The 20582-nt window shown below is 39.1% G+C and carries 10 protein-coding genes; all 10 read right to left on the reverse strand.

Annotation, left to right across the window (positions count from 1 at the left end; translation table 11 throughout):
- Positions 1 to 299: 299 nt before the first annotated feature.
- Positions 300 to 1364, reverse strand: a complete 1065-nt coding sequence (locus PTE_RS12545) for a carbon-nitrogen hydrolase family protein (protein ID WP_036847005.1) — start codon at positions 1362 to 1364, stop codon at positions 300 to 302.
- A 318-nt stretch (positions 1365 to 1682) separates the two neighbouring features.
- Positions 1683 to 4475, reverse strand: a complete 2793-nt coding sequence (locus PTE_RS12550; protein ID WP_036847008.1) for an RHS repeat-associated core domain-containing protein — start codon at positions 4473 to 4475, stop codon at positions 1683 to 1685.
- Positions 4476 to 4546: 71 nt separating this feature from the next.
- Positions 4547 to 5269 carry a hypothetical protein gene (locus tag PTE_RS12555; RefSeq protein WP_036847011.1) on the reverse strand — a complete coding sequence of 241 codons (723 nt, stop codon included), beginning with the start codon at positions 5267 to 5269 and terminating at the stop codon, positions 4547 to 4549.
- Positions 5270 to 5572: 303 nt separating this feature from the next.
- Entirely contained in the window at positions 5573 to 6535 is a 963-nt protein-coding gene (locus PTE_RS22870; protein ID WP_051477391.1) for a hypothetical protein, read from the reverse strand.
- Between the two features lie 104 nt (positions 6536 to 6639).
- On the reverse strand, positions 6640 to 7692 hold the full coding sequence (locus tag PTE_RS12565) for a PI-PLC domain-containing protein (protein WP_036847014.1): 1053 nt from the start codon (positions 7690 to 7692) through the stop codon (positions 6640 to 6642).
- A gap of 213 nt (positions 7693 to 7905) precedes the next feature.
- Positions 7906 to 8916: a Pvc16 family protein gene (locus PTE_RS12570; RefSeq protein ID WP_036847017.1), complete on the reverse strand. Its 1011-nt coding sequence runs from the start codon at positions 8914 to 8916 to the stop codon at positions 7906 to 7908.
- A 24-nt stretch (positions 8917 to 8940) separates the two neighbouring features.
- A complete protein-coding gene (locus PTE_RS12575; protein ID WP_036847021.1) occupies positions 8941 to 11022 on the reverse strand; it encodes an ATP-binding protein in 2082 nt (693 codons plus the stop codon).
- Positions 11023 to 11031: 9 nt separating this feature from the next.
- Positions 11032 to 12465 carry a contractile injection system tape measure protein gene (locus PTE_RS12580; RefSeq protein ID WP_036847024.1) on the reverse strand — a complete coding sequence of 478 codons (1434 nt, stop codon included), beginning with the start codon at positions 12463 to 12465 and terminating at the stop codon, positions 11032 to 11034.
- 143 nt (positions 12466 to 12608) lie between these two features.
- Positions 12609 to 16478 carry a hypothetical protein gene (locus PTE_RS27005; protein ID WP_051477392.1) on the reverse strand — a complete coding sequence of 1290 codons (3870 nt, stop codon included), beginning with the start codon at positions 16476 to 16478 and terminating at the stop codon, positions 12609 to 12611.
- 29 nt (positions 16479 to 16507) lie between these two features.
- Positions 16508 to 20548: a baseplate J/gp47 family protein gene (locus PTE_RS12590; protein ID WP_036847027.1), complete on the reverse strand. Its 4041-nt coding sequence runs from the start codon at positions 20546 to 20548 to the stop codon at positions 16508 to 16510.
- Between the last annotated feature and the right edge of the window lie 34 nt (positions 20549 to 20582).

Consider the following 20582-nt stretch of genomic DNA (forward strand, 5'->3'; position numbering starts at 1 on the left):
TTATTATTTTTTATGATAAGAGTCTTAATGAAGCCTCTGTATTGAGTGAACAGCAAGTAGGACTCAGGTTAGTTTTAGCGATTTATCTGATGACTGAAATGATAGGATGAGTTAAAAAATCCTTTGTAATTAATTAGATATAAATGAGGCAGGAGAAGCGGGATGAAAGAACAGGCGTTAAAGAAGACGGTACTAAGAAACAAGTATCTGATATGGCATGATCTAACGCATTTCAGCCGCGTGTTCAGGGATTGGTGCAACTGAATGACTACTGCGCGGCTGAAAATAAATTTATAAAATTATTTTATTTGTTTCTGGTTGGTATTTATATTGATGTCATCAGGTTTTTCTTCCGACTGTTTATTGAGCGTTTCCTTTTCAATGCAAACTTCGCTGTCACACCATTCGGTTTCTTTGATAATAGCCGGCAGTCGTCGGGTTTTATCTAAAAGAAGACAGGTTACATCGGGTCGTGAATAGTGTCCGGCGGGGTCTGCAACCGATTTTGCTAAGGTAATCTCATTCAGATCGATATCTGCGTACAGTAATCCTTCTTCGTTAGGAGACAGTGGCTTAGCGAGTTGTTTGCCATCTGGTCCATAAATACAGGCATAGCCTCCACCTATCTCAAGCAGAGATTTATGTGTTTCGGTCTGGCAGAGCATATCAATCATTTCTGGTGAAACCAGGGCACAGGCACCAATGAAGAAACATTGGCCTTCCAGTGCATATACACTACTGACAGCGGTATTCATTTCACCTGACAGGCCATGAACGCGCCCTTTATAGATGGAAAAACTTGGCCAGGAACCAATATGGATTTGTTCATCCTGAGCAAACATGGCGTATTTTGATAAAGGTTGGATATGTTCCCAACAGTTTAGGGCACCAACTTTACCAAGAGAGGTCTCAATAACATTTAAACCACTACCATCACCTTCACCAAAGATCGTTCTTTCCACATGAGTGGGTTTTAATTTTCTTCGTGCCAGTAACGTCTTACCTGTTTGGTCGATAATAGATTGGGAGATGTAAAGACTGCCTTTATCTTTTTCACTGAAACCGAGCACCACCATAATATGATTATCGGCGGCGGCCTGCTCAATTCTTTGATATTGCTGACTATCGAGAACTAATGAATTGTTGTGATATTGCTTGAGGAATTGCATGCCCCAGAGGGGAGAATCCAGCCAGATGAACCACGGATAGCCAGGTATCCAGGTTTCAGGAAAAGCAATCAATTTAGCGCCATTGCCGGCTGCTGACTCAATTAATGCGATAGTTTTTGTAACAGTCGCTTCCAGGTCGAGAAAAATGGGGGCGGCTTGAACTGCGGCCACCCGATAGGTTGGGTTTGTTGACATGATAGGTTATCTCCTTGGTATAGGTATGCCTATCATAATGTGAGCTTTGAGCTAAATGGTACGGAATTTGCATTTTATTTTAGAATATATGGAATAGGCCACATTTTTTTATATTTTACTTTCCCCATATAGAAAAATTATTATTTTTTATACAATAAATTGTACTAGGTATAAAATTAAATATATAGCGTTAAGACAGTGAATCGAGTGCCGCGTAGGGATCAAGCGGTTCTATTTACGTTGATAAAAAAAATCTCTGACAATGTTTGCCAGAGATTTTTGTTTGAAAGAATAATTTTTATCCTTGATTGATGGACATTATCCTGGCTGTGCTTTGGTCCGTTTGGGGGGAGTAACAATCAATCGATCAACTCTTTTATGACTGAACTCTTGGTGTTCTCTGCGAAGAGACAATAAGAAATTGGGATCTTGTGCGGTGTAATACAAATATCGTACTGATAGGGTAAATGAATCTGCATTTTCTAGCGCTTTTCTTGAGCCAGTGGCACGACGTTGTTTCTCTGTTTTATCCTGCTCATTGGCCGGTGGCATCAAAATACTGAGTAAATCGGTTAAGTCGTGTGAACCTGGGTGGGATAGAACACCAATATACTTATGATCTTGTGTGTGCAATACACCATGAGATAGTTCGTGAATAGCGATATGGGCGACATGTTCACTTCCTAATAGCGGATCTTCATAGACTCTTTTCAGTGCATCAGAATACACATTGACATAGGCATTTTTTCTTTCTGACCGTTTTTTATACTCCTCAACATCCAAATCGGCAACAGTACTGGATGAACCTGATTTATCTTTTTGATAATTAATATGTTTCGTGGTTTTTAATTTGTCTAGCCCATGCATAACGCTGTCAATACGTTTCTTCCATTGCGGGAGTTGATCAACCTCCTGATGGCTACCGAAAAATATCTTGTAGATTTCAAGGGCGCTTTCATTGTTTTTACTGTTTTTCAAAAAGCTACTGGCTGTTTTTAGTTGATTAATGGCTATTTTCTTGCCTTCTTTAAAGGCGGCCTGAGCCTTATCATGTGCATTTGTGCCCGATTCATCCTGATAACGAATTGGGTTATTCCTGACCATTTGATACAGGTTCAATCCGTCCACGGTTCCTGCCGGATCGGCACTTAACCATCTGCCGATCCATGGTTGATAATAGCGGTATCGGTAGTAATACAACCCAGTTTTATCCTGTTCCTTGCCTGAATATCTGATGGTTTTATAATCCGCCTCAATCTGTTTCCTGGCTGCCCATACTGCTGTGCCCCCGTATGGGTAATATTCTTCGCGGCTGATAATTCTGCTTTTGGCGTCCAGCTCCAGCACGCTGCTGCCAATCAGATTGTCATAACTGTAACGTATCTGATCCCTGGCTGTATCACCGGGATTGACTTTTTCCCAGAGCAGTGCCCGTACTTGTGCGTGTCCTGCTTTTCCAATAGTGATCACTTGCAGGTTTTCGGTTGTTTTTGTGCCTGATTTTGTTGTCCGCAGCTCCAGTCCGGGCAGGTAAACCACCCGTTGTTGCTGTGTACTGTTACTTGTCTGTTGTTCATTGACTTTCAGCACCCGCATTGCATTTGCGCTATAGCGGTACCATTCCTTATCAGCCGTGCTATTGTTACGGCTGATCGTTGTGACCTGTTGTAATTCACCTCTCTGGTTCCAGCTTAAGTCTTGTCCCTTTTGCAACGCTAGCTGATACCCGCCTGCATCGAATTGAGCATCCACATCTTCCGGTGTCAGTGCGCTTTGACTCAGTATGGCTCGGTTGCTGCGGTTAGATACTGTTATTTCTGTCGTATAAATATTACGACTTGCTGGTGCATTATGCTGGATTTTCGTTAGGTTATTGCCTCGGTCATAACTGTAGGTACGGATGTATTTGGTATAGATTTTGTCATCAGAGGGAAGAGGAATGAGAGGTGTAGGCATTTGGTTGTTTTGTTGACCAATGTTAGCCATCTCGTGGCCGGTAGACTGGATAAGTTGGTATAGAGAATCATAGCTGTAAGTGTTCTTGGGGACCACTTTCTGATTGCGCCAGAAGTGGGCTGATTTTGCCTGATTAAAGATACTGACCATATTACCCACCGGATCATATTCATAGAGTAAATCCTGTAGTAATTTTTCCTTAAAGGGGTGCTTTTTGGTGCGCTGGGTGATGATATGGATTAATCGCTGGGTTTCCGGCTCATAAGTGTATTGCGTCACTACGCCGTTACCGTGTTCTTCATCTATTTTCTGGCCTGCTGCCGAATAGGATAGGGATCTGATGATGACTTGCTCCGATTGTCCTTTGAGCGTTAACCAGCGACCTTCCAGTTGTCCGGTGACATTGTACGCCAGACGCTGCTTATTTCCTTTGGCATCAATTTGTGTCAAAGGGGCGCCGGTGGCATCAGCGGTGTTTTCTGTGATGTAAATCTCATTTTCCAGTTTGCTCTGCCAGACTGACTTGTTATCACCACACCAGTCAGGAATCTGATCATCTTTCAGCAATTGCAGTGACTGGGATAGGAGCGTACCGGTCAGAGATAAGCTACTGCGTTGATTCAGCCCGGCGGTGTCATAGTGACGTATATACTGACCCGCCAGATTAAGGTTCTTTTGTGCCAAGGAATGCCCAGCCCAGATAAAACGTTCGATAACACGAGGGACTTTTTCATCAGCGGATTGTTCACTGATTGACAGCAGGCGGCCAGGCAATGAGCTGTCTTCGTATTGCCAGGTTTGCGTCACACCTATTGCGTTTATGTTCAGAACCGGGCGAGTTTCAATATCTCTCAATGTCACGGTACATCCGGCATCGGCGCTTATCGTGCGCAGTACCGTGCCGATGAGATCGTACTGCCAGTGGAAATTGGGTTGCACTGTATTATCTGTTTGCATCAGATCATATAAACGCGGATCGAGACTTTGAGAGCGATTTCCGCGTGAATCATACTGATGATGGGTAATCTGTATATCGGCATTGTCGCCAGCGTTGGCTCGGTGAAAAGCGATTTCCCGTACAGTCAGCCCTCGGTTATCCAATACATTGACTGTAGGAGTACCGGCATATACGGTCGGGTCGAAGGTGGATATCATTTTATGTTCCTTGATTTGGTGATTGTCCTGATAGGTGAAAAGGTAAAATTTTTTGCGATTGCATCCCTTATCTAAACCCCCTTATTTGCATGTTTTAAGCTAGAATAATCGAACGCTCTAATTTCCTCGTTAAAACCTGTCACTTGTTCAAAAATGAGTTTTGTAATTGAAGACGGTCCCTGTCCTATTGCATTTTTCATTAAAATATTATAGGGGAGAAGAGCCGCTCTATCGGCAGAAGAATAATTTTTACATGTATAAATCACTTGTCCCCCTCGTTTTTCTCGTTTATATCCAAAATTGAGAAGACCTAATATTTCTCTCGCTGTAACTACGTGGTAGCTATCTTCGTGATTCCATAAATTAGCAGGGGCTGCTGTTGACATTAGATGAAAATCTGCATGCCTATGAATACCACCAAGTACCCAACAATCATTTATTACACCAGACCATTTGTCTATTACCAGCATATTTCCGTGGGCGTTTTGGTTCCATAAATTTTCATTTATTCCTCGACCGAGCCCAAGTGGCTTAAGCCATTTTTCTTGCCAAAGATCATTAGCTCGACCAATTAGCATTGGTCCCTTTGATAAAAGGGCCTTACGATAAACTAACCAGCAATACTCTGCCAGATCATTAAGATAATTCTTATTCCTTCGATTGTTAGGGAATTCATTGGAAAGACTCTCATGAACAGTATCCTTATCTTGTTCCCATAAGAATGGGTTGTTCTTTTTTCTATAACCTAGTGACTCGAGATCGCGTCTTAATGTTAACATTTCATATTTTTTCATATTTCATATCAACCATTTATGATAAAAAATTATATTAGACAACACTAATTTCTATAGCTGGAATTTATGAGTCAATCCAATAGGTAATTCGTTTCCATCAGCTATCAGTGCGGGTTTTTATATTTATCGGTTTCTTAAGTTTTATAAAATAATCAGCATGGTAAATATTGCGAGGTATTTTTCTGTGATATCGATGTCGGGAGTTTATGTTCCAACTTATGGGTCGTTAGGTGCTGTACGTTAATATCCTATACGCAATGGCTCCAAGTTTTCAATATCAACCAATACCAACCATCTGATTATTTATTGGATATTTTTCTTAGTATATCCAGTAACTTTCATATCTTTGGATATGAAAGTTTTTGCATTAATTGAAGGTTTGCTGAATAACCCACCAGGTTTAGATTCTATTGCCATGATATTAGGAGCTGCCGCCAGTTTCTGATAGTGAAGTTGCCATTGTTTTTCTTCTGGATTAAATTTTAAGAATGCAGAACCATAGGTATTTTTAACAACCTCGCTATTAGCTGTTTCGTGATACCCATAATCGCGGAATTCCATTGCTGCAACCATACCCATTCCGTGATCAATATCAAGATTATTATATTCGACGTCTTCTTTATCACCTTGTATGTGCCGAACCCGAAGAGTATCTGTATTCATTTTATCGATAACAAATGAACATCCACTGAAACCTGGGGTAAATACATGCTGTGGATGACGACTGAGATCGGGTTGTGCCGGGATATCAACATATCCTCCTTGTGGCACCCAATAAGCCAGGATAGATGTTTTGTTATCCGGCATTTCACCTTGCCAGGTATCGACAATTTTTAATGCGTTGAATGAAGAAGTTGAACCTGACGGGGTGACTTGTAGTGCTTTGAACACCAGGTCGCCACCTCCTTTTTTGTTATTTAAAATATCTCTTACTCCTTCTGACATGGCTATTTTTTGCGGGTTAATTAAATCAGTAATAATGGGTTGTGAAGCCAGTGCACTTTCACTTAATATATCGGCCATTGCTATCGGTCTGGCGATAGATTGGCTTTGTTCCGGGAGTGATGAAATAAAAGATTGTGCACCTTGTATATCTCGATCATTTCCTGTTCTTAATTTTGGCCCAAAGAGTAAATCCAGTCCCAACCCAAATGGGTTTCTATATATGTCCTCATCATCTTCGATAGAATTCCCTAACTGCATTGAGTGTTTTTTTTCTCTGTTTTTCGAATGCCTGATATTTTCACTGTATCTGCTGTGTTCCATATTACCACCTATTAATTTTTGGCAAGAGGTATGTTAGGCGAGATATTATAGGGCGGGGAAGCGAGTGTATTAGGCTGCCTTTCATACCCAATTTTCTTACCTTATTAGTTCGTCCTCATTAGGCGTCGATTATGTGATTCAATCGTCTCTATAAAGCTTGAGGTTGCACTATGAGTGTTACCTATATAATCAGCACTGATTATTCCAGCATGAGGGATCTTTTCAACCGCATCGGCCAAAACGGTATTATTTCTGGATAGATAACTTTTTACCCCTAAAGTCAATTGCCCACGTCCAATAGAAGCCACCGGCATGTTCGTCTGAATAACATTAAGTTGATCTTCAGGCGCAGGGTTTGCATGAAACTCACTCAGGAAATCGGCTGTAGCCCTTGCGTTCGCTTGATTAGCCCACTTTGTGTGAACTTGTTCTTTGTAGACCCAATGTGACTCAGTTCCGCTATAACCATGCACCATAATCCCGATGTTTTTTCCTTTACTCAATAAATCAACCGTTGCTTTGCTTAAACTCGGTGTATCATTACTGGTAATAAGATTAGCATGGTGACCGTTGAGTACCTGCTCCAAAAATATATCTGAAGCCGGCGTTCCAGAAGCGGTGTTCTTTTTCTTGCCTTCTCCTTTAAATACAAATTTGATGAGATAAAAATTATTGGTATCTTTTGCTGCATGATTCAATAATTCCTTAACATCGGCAATGGCATCGCCGGCCGCAATACTGGGGCCATGGAAAAAGCTAAATGAGCCATTTTTGTTCCGCGCTACGCGAATATCGAAATATCTCGTCCCCGCTTCTGCCTGTTCTTTCAAACTCCTATTTTGGGTTTTAAATGCAAAGGGGAATACCGCCCCTAAACTACTGGCTGTTCCATTTCTTTTTCTGCTGTAGGCATAGGTCCCTGCATCATGGCTACCCAGCATAGCTATCTGAGATAGCTGAGTGTCAGCAGGTAATTCATTATGATTTACGGAAGTAGGCCCATTTGGATTGATTCCTTCCATGATATGGTCAGCTCCCTTGTCTCTTGGCGCTGCATTGAGTTCTAATTCTAATGAATTGCTTTCATGATTAGTCATATTCTTTGACTGTGATGAGGGTGTTTTTTGCTTTGTTTTTCCTTTATATTTAAAGCTCATATTATTACCTACCTATTAGTTTGAAGTAAGAAATATATTTCAGATAAAAAGTATAGTTATGGATTATCTCTAATTCAATAATTTTATTCTACATCATAATTCTATATGCTTTAACTTGTTGATTTGGTTTGGAAATAATTTAATTAATTGCTTTAAATATGCTTCCCAGATCCCTAATAGTGATTTATCATTTTGGTTGAATAAATAACAATCTTAAACCTCAATTAATTGATCGTAATTTTCTTCAGATATAATAATTCCTGTGCCATTTATTTCAATAATTGCACCTTGATTGTTTTTCCACTCCGCAACATTATCTTTTATTTTCTGTAAATAAGTTGAGCTGGTCATGCCAGAAACTTCAAGAATAACGTTTTCATTTTCCTGCCCTCCATTCTTATCCATATCGGGTTGGGTTGTCAGACTTACTTTAGCAAGGGCAAGACGCACATCTTCGGTGCCACCTAAATCTGCACACAATTTATCTGACAGGGCCTGATTTATTTGTGCACTGTCCAAACTTGATTTTTGATCTACAGAAGCGGATATTTGGCTGATTGGTTTTACAAAGTCTTTGTTATTTAGTAGTCTTACCGGAGCTGTAATTGAATACAATAAAGAAAGGAGAGGGCGATTGCCGAGCGCTTGCCAAAAGTTACCCAAACTATTTAGATTTTCTTGCGGTGGAATAACTCGGGTATATGCTCCAGGAATTTTAGATAATTGACGGTTGTTGATCAATGCGTTCAAAATACCTGTCATGACTCGCGCAGCCTGATTATCAGGCTTGCTATCCGGGTTAGAACTATCACTTGATGGTTGGATTGGATGCCAATAAGTAATTAAATAGTTATAATTAATATTTACCCATCCAGGTAGTAATAGATTATTCTTAGGGTCATAACGTCTTGATTCGGCAGAACGTAATTGTAGATCTTCATGTATATCATAAAGAAATACACTTACCGTAGGCTTTGAAGGAATTGAGTTAACTTCTGGTAGATCAAAACGGATATCAATTTTCTGTTCAGGTTTCTGTTCAGGTTTCTGTTCAGGTTTCTGTTCAGGTTTCTGTTCAGGTTTCTGTTCAGACTTCTGTTCAGACTTCTGTTCAGACTTCTGTTTAGGTTCTTGTTTAGAAGTGTTTAAACATTTAGATAAAATTTCATCTAATGCTTTATTAACTTCAACAATAGCATTGTTAAGGTTAGTTATATCTGTCATATCGACTCCAATCTTATTGAATGTTTAAAAAAATAGTCGGCCAGTTTTATTTAATTCAAGCATCACTGCCCGCTCTATATGTTTATTTTCAATCCTTTCACCGTTATCATTTTCGGCTAATATTGATGATAATAAGGCAATGTTTCTGATATTAGCTCCAGTCAGATCTGTTTGTTTAGACAAATACTCAAAATCAAGTTCGTCTGATAAATTGAGTTTTTCAGGCCAGATTGCTTGCCACATCTCTTTGCGTAATACTTCATCGGGGTAAGTAAAATGAGAAATAAAGGTAAAACGGCGATTAAAAGCACTGTCTAAATGACTGCGATTATTGGTGGCTAAAATCACTAATCCCGGATAATTTTCCAGTCGTTGTAATAAATAAGAAACTTCAATATTGGCATGTCTATCCTGAGCATCTTTGGTTTCACTACGTTTGCCGAATAAGGCATCTGCTTCATCGAAAAACAGCACACCGGAATCCGATTCTGCCAGATCGAAAATACGAGATATATTCTTCTCGGTTTCACCGATGTATTTATTCACAACGGTAGAAAGATCTACTTTAATCAGATCAACACCAAGATGCCCGGCAATCACTTCTGCGGCCATCGTTTTTCCGGTCCCTGACTCACCATAAAATAGGGCGCTAATACCAGTGCCATAACCTATTTTTTCCTGAAAACCCGCGTTTAATATTTGGTCACGGTAATTAATGGCGGCAATGATTTCTTTCAGTTGTTGAGTTAATCCCGCTGAAATTACTAAATCATTAAAATTGCGCTTTGGGGTTATTCGCTGGGCTAATTTACCGAAATTTTGTTGAGCGCGGAAACTTAATGCTTTACGCAAATCCGCTTCTTCCAATTGGCCTTCCGGTTGTCGCAGGGCCTGGTATTGATAAGCTTCTGTAAGAATTAGCGGTAATGTTTCCGGTGTAAATGAAAAACGTTGACATAGCTGAGTAATATCCATTTCCTGAATGACATTATCCGGCAGATTTTCTTTCAACATGGCTTGCTTATCCGCCAAAGTAGCGATCGGCATCTCAATTTGCACCATTGGCAGATGTTTAATCCACACTAATGAATCCCCCGGTTCTGCCAAACAAACCACTTTCAATTTTGGTTGATTCAACAGGGCGGATAATTCGTTGTGTAATATTTTCTTTTCCTCTGCCAGTAAAGAAAAGTTGCGAATTAATAAGCAGGCATCGTGTAGTCTGGCTTCTCTTATTACGCCTGTTAGCAGGTCAGATATTGCGGTGGTGTTCTCTTCGTCTGGCAAACGGGCTAAATCGAGGGTTAAGGTATTGATGCCATGAAATGCCATAATATTACTCACTGTCAGTTCTCTGGCGCTATCCTGTTTTCCTCTGAGTATCACCAGCGGGCGTATTTCGTCCGTTTCATTTAATAATATCTTTTCAAGTGAATGATAAAGAATTTGCGGATACCGAGTGTGTAGGGCAGGGTGACACCAGTAAGCACAAATTATCAAGGGAGGTAGAATGACTCGCTGACCTGATAGAAAATGCCAGACTGCATTGTGAGTCAAAAATTGAGTTTGTAGCCAAATGGGTTCCTCTTGGTTATTGAGTCGTAATAAATGGTGACTAATTAACGGAGTTTGCGGTAAAAAGCTGTTTTGCAGTAATTGCCAATCACTTTGGCGTTGGCTAAATAATTCAATCGCTAAAGCAAAACTGGGCCACTGTTTTTTACTGTTACCGTGCAGAACAGCAAATAGTGCATGATAACGGCTGTCAAAATGTGGCAATAAACCTAGTAGTAAGACATTACACTCAAATTCGGTAAGTTCAAAACGCTTTATCAGCAATGATAATGTACCGGAAATAGATTTATTCTCTGTTGCCTCATGATTAATAATATCATTCTGTTTTAACCAATGGGGAATGCCTAATGGTTTTATCAAACGTTGCTCTATTTCATCTTCGGTCAGTAAAAAACTTTCTGGTAAGGAATCGTACCAATTTCCCTTTTGGTAATAGTAGCGTTGTAATAGCAGATCAATACGTTCCAAATGAGGATAAATCCAATGTAACTCTGCTGCCATACAGTGGTTATTTGTTAGAGGAAAGTTCATATAAACCTTTTAAATGTTTTGCCAGTCGATCCGTAAAGGGCGATCCAACCAGGGAAGTTTTGCGATATTGAGCGGCCAAGGCCAATCGGTTAATAGCGCATCAAATGGCTCATGTTGTACCGTAATTTTGATTTCCTGTTTATCGACCAGCAATTCACCTGGTCGTTGTAAAAATAACTGGCGGGCATCATTGCGGCTTAACTTTTTCCAACTGGGAAGTTGTCTGATAATCGTGTCCAGCCATTGATCTGCTATCAATCGTGTCTCTGGTTCAACAGGGAATGATTCCGTATCTTCATTGGTCGTTAGCCCACACAGAACGCGATTTAGTGTTTTTCGTTCTGTTTGTGTTTCTTCGGCTCCCCAAATGAGATAATCGAGGAGATCAACCGCGCTGAACTGGGCTTGACGATGGATAAATTTTTGCTTTTCAAGCAAACCAAGTCGATTAAACAATGCGGGTAATATTGGCCAAAGAACCAATATCCCCGCATTACTCACCTGATATGGCAGGGCTTGTTCAGGTAATAAAGTTGGTTCAGAGTGTGGCTTGTTATTAGGTCGAAGTGGGTTGTGGTTGCTTCCTCCCGTTGTAATAAAGTATTTCGACAGATATTGGTATTCTTCAATTGACAGATGTTTTTTACATAACTGTGAAATTGGTTTTGTTTGCCAGAATTGTTCCAGCCACTCATTCAGTGGGGAATTGTGAGCGATAACTTGACGAAATAACGCAATAATAGGTGCTGTATTAAAAGTACCCTTATTAAGTTCAGTTATGATGCGAGAGATAATTTTTGCATCGGGTTTAGGTATTTCCTGTGTATTATGCCGTTGTATATATTCCAGTGCATTGAATATCAGTTGTTCGGAGGAGACAAGCTCCTCCTGATGTTGTGGTTTGTTTATTTTTTCTGATAACTTACGATTAATGGCGGTTAATAAAGCCGGTTGACTGATAGCCAGAAGTTTTTGCAGACTGTGTTCAGATAAGCAGCTTTTTGCCAATAATAGTGTCCATTCGTTTTGTATCTGAGTTAATTGATTTATAATTTGCTTAATATTGATATCAGTAATTTTACTATTCTTTATTGCCTCCATTGGGTTTGATGTAGCGTCTTTCTGCTGTAAGTAGTAAATAAAATCTTCGGCATCAGTTTGATTATTTATCTGATATTGGCTCAATGCTTTATTTAAAGCAACATTGAGCCGATCAGGGAATAGTGAATTAAAGTCATGTAAATTTATTTCTCCAAGATTCAGGGTTATTGTCTCCAAATAGGTATTCTTATTAATAGTATATTGATTAAAACATGAATTGATGAGTTTTTTCATACTGGCTTGATTAAGCAGGGAGCCATGCAATACTTTTTTAGCTGCCTGTTCGTTATGAGCTTCAATAGTAATGATAATCCGGTTTAACAGATTTGGCTCCGAGACCATATTAATATTTCCTTTTTAATTAAATATGAAGAAATCTGAATATAAAATTTATTATCTACGAATAAAATAGCATTATTTATCCTGATGGAACATTGTGATCAATATTATAAATATAAATTAAATCAGTATGTTGTTGGTGATTTTCATTCTGCTGGTGGTGGAGCAAAGAGGGTGGATGTATCTGCTGAAGCAGACGGTTGTTTTCCCAGAGTTAGTGTTTCTAAAATTTTATACGCTTGATCCCCTAATGGAGCGCCGTTATTTTGCCAAAGCTTATAAGTGGTGGCAAATTTCTTGAAATCTTCCGGTGACAACCAATGAATAACTAATGAGATATGAGCAGGTAATTCGGCTAAAATCCCAGATTTCACCCAGGATTCTAGTTTGTAAAGATCGACTGGGCCACTCCCAATAAGTTCGCGATTTAGCACCACACTGACCACAAATGAAAAATGGTCAGCTTGGGCATATCTTTTGCCGGATAAGTGCCAGCGGTAAAGCGATGCTACTTCTTTTTTGGGAAAATTATTTGTTGAGTCTGACTCTTTTTTAAGCAATATATGTCTTTTAATAGGATCAAATTTTTCTATTTGTGTACTAAGTGTGTAATCAGATCTAATATCTAGTATTACTTCTCTTTTTTCTTTATAATACCTGGATATTTCTCCTAAGTATTCTTCATCATCGATGGTAATCCAGCATTCATCTTCTTCACTATCTGAAGTAGTATCACTGGCATAAACTAATTTATTTTCTTCGCGGGGGTCGAATATACTCCAGGAATAGAGCGATACTATTTCTTTTTGTGGGAAATTGCTTTTAGAGTCTGGTTTCCTTCTAAGCAACATCCGTTTATTATCATAATCAAGTTTCTTTATGTACGCCTTAAGTTTGTAATCAGGCTTAAATTTCAGTGTGATTTCTTTAATTCTGTCGTCATATATTATTTTGAAAGAATCTTTGTCACTGATAGTAATCCAGCATTCATCTTTTTTACTATTTTCAAAAGATTCATCGGCGTAGACTAGTTCAATGCCACGGTCATATTCATCGATGTGCCATAAATACATCGATGCTTCTTCATTCTTTGGGAAATTATATTTTGAGCCTGGTTTTTTTTCAATTAATATTTTACTTTTATCTTTATTAAATTCTTTTATTCCTATAATGAGTTTGTAATCAAATGTAATTGTCAATATAGAGGATTCAAATATTCTTTTAAAATGCACTTCGTTGCTGATGGTAATCCAGTATTCATCTTTTTCACTGTTTTTTGAGGGAGGTTCACTGGCATAAATCAGTTCATTTTTTTCTTGTGAGTAATTACCTTTCAAGAAATAGAGCGATGCTGTTTCTTTTAATGGAAAGTGATTTTTTGAACTTTTCTTTCTTTTGAGTAATATCTGTTTATTCTCATGATTAAACTCCTCTATGTATGTATTAAGTTTGTCATCAGATTTAATTTTCAGTGTGACTTCTTTATTATCTTTAATGTTATTAAGTATATTCTGGAAGTAGATTTCATCGTTAACAGTAATCCAGCATTCATCTTTTTCACTATGTGAGGAAGTTTCATCGGAATAAACCAGTTCATTTTCTCCATCTAAGCGATCGATATACCAGAAATAGAGCGATGATATTTCCTTTGGTGGAAAATTATTTTTCGAATCTGGTTTCCTTCTAAGCAATATCTGTCTCTTACTACGATCAAGTTTTTCTATGTGTGTACTAAGTTTATAATCAAACTTTATTGTCAGTGTGATTTCGTCATTCTTTTCGATCATTGAAGGGAAGTGGCTTTGGTCACTGATGGTAATCCAGCGTTCATTTTCTGTGTTGTGAGATGGAGGTTCACTGGCATAATCCAGCTGATAATCCATATCTTCCATCCATACTGGACTATTGCACCAGTTCAGTTTATCTTGGTCAAATGCTGCTTTTATTTTGTCCTTATTGTCCTTCAGATCGCTGCTATTATTGATGTTAAGGGTGAATGTATTCCCTGCTACCTCAGTGATCATTTGATTCAGTAATGTGAATTCTGTGAGATCTCCATATTCGTCGGATTCGTTAAAAGTAAGGTTAATCACCTGACCTTGTTTTATCTGGTTTTCTGTATCACTTTGAGTGATCTTTACTTGATCATCTTGAATTTCTAGATTAGTAGGAGTCTGGTTTTCATTAAATTTTTCATCAGGTTTTACCGGTAAGAGCTGACGATGCTCAATCAGGTAAAAGGGGAGTTTATCCAGCTTCGGCTTTTCACTGAAACACTCTCCTCCTAGGCCAAGACGGGCAGCAATACGTTTCTGAAGGGCTGATACTTTATCAATACGAATATTATTACGTTGATAGGCTAGATCAGGTTGTTGAGCCAAATATTCGCGCTGGGTAGATAGAAAATCTTTATAATCTGTATCTTTTAAGTTTGGTTTTATTGGTATGGTTGCACGCTGAACCCCAAAATATCTCAACAGATAATCTAGAATTTTCAGCTCTTTTTTATAGTTTTGATTGTCACCTTTATTATCGATTTGAGAGTCACTATCGATTTTTTCTTTTAAATTAGATTCTATATTCTGATAAATTTTTTGACTTACTGTATTGGTCTTAAAAGGCAATTGAGCGCCATGGACAATATCTTCCCGTTGTTTAAATGCTAATAATTTTGGTAGTAAAGCGAGTTCGGCACAGCCATTAGCCAGCATTTGTTCAAAAGGCAGCATAAATTGATGTAACTGTACCTGTTGATGAGGATTGGCCTGTAATTCATAACAAGCGGGTAATTTATTACTCACCGGATAGTAATCCAGAACTTTACGATGTTTTCCCCAGTTTAATAATTCTGGTTTTGTATCAATTAGAGGGTCGGCAATGATCTTTTCTTCTACTTGCTGTTTGGTAACGACAGCTTTTACTCCGCCTTTGGTGGTAATGGTAAGTGGGCTGTTTGGTAAGATAATCGATTCTAATGGGTCTTCTCCCCATAGTCTGGGGTAGTATCCCAGCTTGATTTCCCAGGACCAATTATCATTTGATAACTTAGAAATTTTTTCATCGTGCTCACCTAACGTGAATTGGGTAACGTTTTTTACCCCTTTGATAGCCAGTAACTGGTTAACCAGAGGGCTTAGATTTAATACTGTAGGGTGGGTATAATCTTTGGTTTGTGGTAATTTCGGTATCCAACCGTGACGTAAATAAGGGCCTTCAAATATCTGTTCATTATTGTAACCTTTTTCAATCATGTCCTGTGTGGTATAGCGTAATGGTCTTTCAAGTACCATTTGTTCCGTTGTCATATAAACTTTAGCGAATATATCAGCGATATCTTTGGCATCATCATCAAGCTGAATATCAATTTGCAATTTCAGATCAATGGGTTCCAGCCAAATAATTTTACTGACCGACTCTCCCAAATTACGGTTGTCTTTCAGAAAATCCTCCAGATTTTTCTGAGCCTGCGTTTTATCATTTTCAGTTTCCCGGCTAGGGATTAAATAAAGCCAGTAGTTTCCTCTCAGTGTTAATTGTTGATTGTTGCTGTATCGGTTTTGAGTAAAACTGTATTTACGTTCTTTTTTATTATACCAGTATTTATAACGTTGATCGCTAGGTTCATGGATCAATAGTGCATCAATAAAGAAGAAATAACCATTAACGGTGTCATTACTACGCAAATCTAACAACGCCCGACGATAATCTTCTGCGGTAACCGGGCCACAAGTCAACATTTGTTGTGGGCCAAATTCCTGTGGAAAAATACCGTCGCCGGATTTTTGCTTATTTTCTTCTAGGGTAAGAAGATCTCGAAGTGGCAGCGAATGGCGGTAGGCCAGATCGGATGCACCATAACAACAAGCTTCTAATAAAGTGATTCCGGGATCATTCTCACCTGTATCATTCCAGCATTGGCCGGACTGTTGTTCAATAACGGCTTTTGCTTGGGCAAGTAAGGTATCAAAGGTAATATCGTTTTTAACAACGAGAAATAGGTTATCTTGATTATTCATTTGTCAACTCCTTAGCTTGGGGACGTTTTTTATGGCCAGATTAAAATCAGTACTTCATTATCGTTAGCTTCTATACTTTCACGCACGATATCAGTGGAATGGCTCTCTTTTTTCAAAGTTAAGTCAGTAACCCGTTCAACCAGAGGTGATTGCTGAATAGTGGCTAATAGTTGGTAGTAATCAATGTGGTTACCTGGTGTTACTCCGATAGCCGTATTTTTTCCCCATGGCATATAGTTCCGGCTCAGTTCCTGTTGTAACTGATGATGGCCGTAATCGGGGTTAACGCCTGGCGCAAATACCAGTTGATAGTTAATCAGGATGTTAATGTAAGTGGGATTCTTAATTTCAATGGTTGTCCAGGGGCTGCTTAATCGATCTAACCATTTGACCATCTCAGTTAATCGGGCTTGATTCAATTCTGGACGGAGTGAATCATCGTTATCTTTATAGCGGTTATCAGGGATGACGATTAATTGTCGCTTTTCTGGTGCAGGAATCTTAGTTAATTCACTGGCCGAAGGATGTTTGACATCAAATAAGCTGACAAAATTCTCTTTTAGTAAGGTGACAATATCACTCCAGCTGAGCGCTCGGTTACGATGAGAGAGCCGGGCTGGAATCCGCGTGAGGAATGCTTGCTCTGTTTCTTTTGGGCGACCGTTCCAGGATGCCCAGGGTTGAGTCACTTCACTGATGGCAACAGATGCATTGACCGGTTGTTTAATGCTGTCGGCAGCCAATTTGTTGATAAGGTGATCTTGCTCAACGGTTTCTGTGTTGATTAACGTGGCGGTTATGGCATTGTACAACAGTCCTTTAATTCTTGGATAATAATCAGGAGGGGCTATCTTTATTTGCTTTTTCTCCCGTTCTATTTGCGCTTTCAACCAGTACCGTCCCCTCGGCATTTGGGATGCTTGGTTTGAAGCATCCTCTGGTAATCGGATACTTTGGCTCTCTGATTCAAATAGGTTGTGTGTTTGGTCGTGACTCGATCTATTTAATGATTTCCAAGTATTGCGTTGATCCAGATAGAACCAATACAAGGGGAGTTTTTTAAGGCCCTTTAACTGCCAATACAGAGATAAAGTTTGCCCGGGTGATACATCGGTAAAGCCTAAATAAAATGCATCATGTGCTAATGACGTTATATTTTCATTTGCATTATCCCAGCCAAAAGGCGTCAAGGGATAAATGAAGAATTGCTGGTCTGTAGGTTTAGCACTGAATTCAATTTGTAATCCACTGATTTCCGGGGTATAGGGTGGTTTTTTATTGTTGGGATTTTGCTTGTATTGAGAATGCATAAAGTCTTTTTCAACCGGTATTATATGTATTGATACAGTGTTGTTTCCATGGTAAAAATTATTTTCAAATAAAATAAAAGACATGCTTTTTCCTTGTGGTGCACCCTCTCCATCGAATAACGACTGTTCATAGAGTGTATAACTTGACTCAGACGAGAGTAAATGACACTCTACTTTAAATGCTCTATTATCGGTAGGTTTAGACTCATATCCTTGATACCACTGTGAAAAGTTCTCTGTGGGTAAATTAATCCATTGGGGAGTAATAGTGAGTTCTGTACTATATTTAAGCTCTTTAGATTTAGTGCTGTACCATTTGGGACCAATTAAACGAAGATTAAACTTGGAATTCAGCGACGGCGATTGGCCAAAGGGGAAACGAGTAATACTTTCTCCCTCAGAGGCAGGGAGCACACTGTTACTGTTAACGCTGAAATTAATAACCTTGGGCAGAATGGGATCCTGAGCGGTTGCTAATTTTAATACTGGTGCATCAAACGTCATATTATCCAAGCCAATAGGGGAGCTAATGAGATCAGTATTATCATCGGGTGATTGCAGCTTAAGGCTAGGGGGATTACTGATATATTCGACTGACAGAGTTAGCCAGTGATCTCCCGAGCTGATTTTAGCGGTGATGTTATTAGGATCCCCATTCCAACTGCTTGCCAGAATTAATGTGATATTGTTCTTTTCCTTTAATAAGGTAAATAAAGACGAAGTAATTAGGTAACCGGACAGAACAGGAATATCATTAGCTGTTGGGCTAAAAATCTGAATACCGTTTGCTGGTAATTTAATGTTATCTGAAAGGCTAAGAGGCGTTGCAGATTTCCAGCTATCATCATCTTTCCAATACCAACGCAGGTCGGTCAGTGTTACCTGATTCGTTTGTGGTGCCATTTGTGCTTTCAGCCAGTACCGCCCCCTCGGCATTTGAGATGTTTGATTTGAAGCATCCTGAGGTAATAGGGTACTCCAACCCCCCTTATCAAATAGATTGCGGGTTTTGTCGTGAATTGGCTGAGTTAATGGTTGCCAGGTGTTATTTTTATTCAGATAAGACCAGGATAAAGGTAGTTCTTTAAGACCTTCTAACTGCCAGTACAGAGATAAAGTTTGTCCTGGTAATACATCGGTAAAACCTAAATAAAATGTGTCATTGATCAATGATAGTGTTTCTGTATTTGCTTTGTCCCAGCCAAAAGGAGTTAGGGAATAAACGGAATATTGTTCGGCTTTAACTTTTGCTTTGAATTCAATTTTTAGCTCGCTGATTTGTGGAGTATAGGGTAACTTTTTACCTTCTGAAGATTGCTTATATTGAGAGTGCATAAAATCCTGTCCAGACAATTCTATACGTATTGATGCCGGCCAGTCATTGGGCGATGGGTTGTCTGCAAAGGAGTAATCCATTGCAGGTAAGGTAAACGTTAGGCTTTTTCCTTGTGGTTTTGTATCTTCACGAAATAATGCTTGAGCCTCATTTCCATTGAGTACGTCTTTCGTTTTTTGAGAAGTGACTAAATAACCTTGTACTTTAAATACGTCATTATTGTCAGGTTTAGGATCGTATGTGTCATACCATGTTTCGAAATCATCTGTAGGCAATCCAACCCATTGAGGAGTAAGAGTAAGTGTTGCTTCTTTAGAACCATACCATTCAGGAGCCACTAAATTAAAACCAGAACCTGACGATGGTGATTGACCAAAAGGGAAACTGGTAGCATTTGTTTGTTCAATACCGTCATCAGAGGCATATAGCACATTGTGGTTGCCATTAATATTGATCTCAATACCTGTAATCTTGGGTAGAATAATTCCTTGAGTGGTGCTCAGTTTTAAGACCGGTAGATCAAACGTCATATTATCAAGATTGTCTGGTGAGCTGATAGGAGCATCTTTAGCTGATAAGCACAGTTTAAGATAATTGATACCACTAACATTTTCTTTTTTTACTAATAATGAAATCCAATGTTTTCCAGAACTGATCTGAGCAGTAATGTTGTTAGGATTACCTATCCATTCATTTGCTAGCGTTATCTTAATACTACGTTCTCCTTTTGACATAGCAAATAAAGAGGAGGTAATTAGATAACCAGACAAAACCGGGGTATCGTTGAGGGTTGGGCTAAAAAGCTTAATACCGTTTTCAGGTAATTTAATGTTATCTGAAAGATTAAGGGGCATTGCAGATTGCCAGCCATCGTTATCTTTCCGATACCAACGCAGATCGGTCAGTTTTCCTTGGTTCGCCAGTAAATCTGCATCTGATGCATATTGTAATGGGTTTCCGGCACTGTCCTGCCCGGCATCAAAGAGGGTTCCTTTAGGGATAAGGTATTCTGGATTGTCTGTATTTAGGGTAATGCCTAAAGCAACGCTATCCGCTTGGGCACTTCTGGGTTTTAGACCCAATAATTCCCGGTAATAAAGATCACGATGCCGCGCAGGGAAGGTGTTGAATAATACTTTGGTTGTTTCTAATAGTTTTAAAAAAGCCAGGACAAAAGCTTGATGTGCCGGTAAAAAGCCCTTTGCTTTATTCACATTTTGATAAATATCCGCTAGTTTTTCAGGATTATTTTCCTGAATAAAGTAGAAACTGTCCCAGAACTTATTTTTATCTTGACCGAAAGGAATTTTTTCAGCGTATTCTTTAAGCCAGTTTAAAATATCCAGCGTACTTCTTTCATCAAGTTTAAAATCTGTATCTGGTACGATAGCAGCAAGTTTATTTTCTAATTCGGTGAGTCCCATATTATACCACCTGTTATTAGGCTATATCCCTGAT

This window comes from Photorhabdus khanii NC19 (genome assembly GCF_000517265.1).
GTDB classification, from domain to species: Bacteria; Pseudomonadota; Gammaproteobacteria; order Enterobacterales; family Enterobacteriaceae; genus Photorhabdus; species Photorhabdus khanii.

Bases quoted from the DNA above. Each gene is read 5' to 3' on its own strand.
- PTE_RS12545 (WP_036847005.1), bottom strand. From the start codon at position 1,364: ATGTCAACAAACCCAACCTATCGGGTGGCCGCAGTTCAAGCCGCCCCC.
- PTE_RS12550 (WP_036847008.1), bottom strand. From the start codon at position 4,475: ATGATATCCACCTTCGACCCGACCGTATATGCCGGTACTCCTACAGTC.
- PTE_RS12555 (WP_036847011.1), bottom strand. From the start codon at position 5,269: ATGAAAAAATATGAAATGTTAACATTAAGACGCGATCTCGAGTCACTA.
- PTE_RS22870 (WP_051477391.1), bottom strand. From the start codon at position 6,535: ATGGAACACAGCAGATACAGTGAAAATATCAGGCATTCGAAAAACAGA.
- PTE_RS12565 (WP_036847014.1), bottom strand. From the start codon at position 7,692: ATGAGCTTTAAATATAAAGGAAAAACAAAGCAAAAAACACCCTCATCA.
- PTE_RS12570 (WP_036847017.1), bottom strand. From the start codon at position 8,916: ATGACAGATATAACTAACCTTAACAATGCTATTGTTGAAGTTAATAAA.
- PTE_RS12575 (WP_036847021.1), bottom strand. From the start codon at position 11,022: ATGAACTTTCCTCTAACAAATAACCACTGTATGGCAGCAGAGTTACAT.
- PTE_RS12580 (WP_036847024.1), bottom strand. From the start codon at position 12,465: ATGGTCTCGGAGCCAAATCTGTTAAACCGGATTATCATTACTATTGAA.
- PTE_RS27005 (WP_051477392.1), bottom strand. From the start codon at position 16,478: ATGAATAATCAAGATAACCTATTTCTCGTTGTTAAAAACGATATTACC.
- PTE_RS12590 (WP_036847027.1), bottom strand. From the start codon at position 20,548: ATGGGACTCACCGAATTAGAAAATAAACTTGCTGCTATCGTACCAGAT.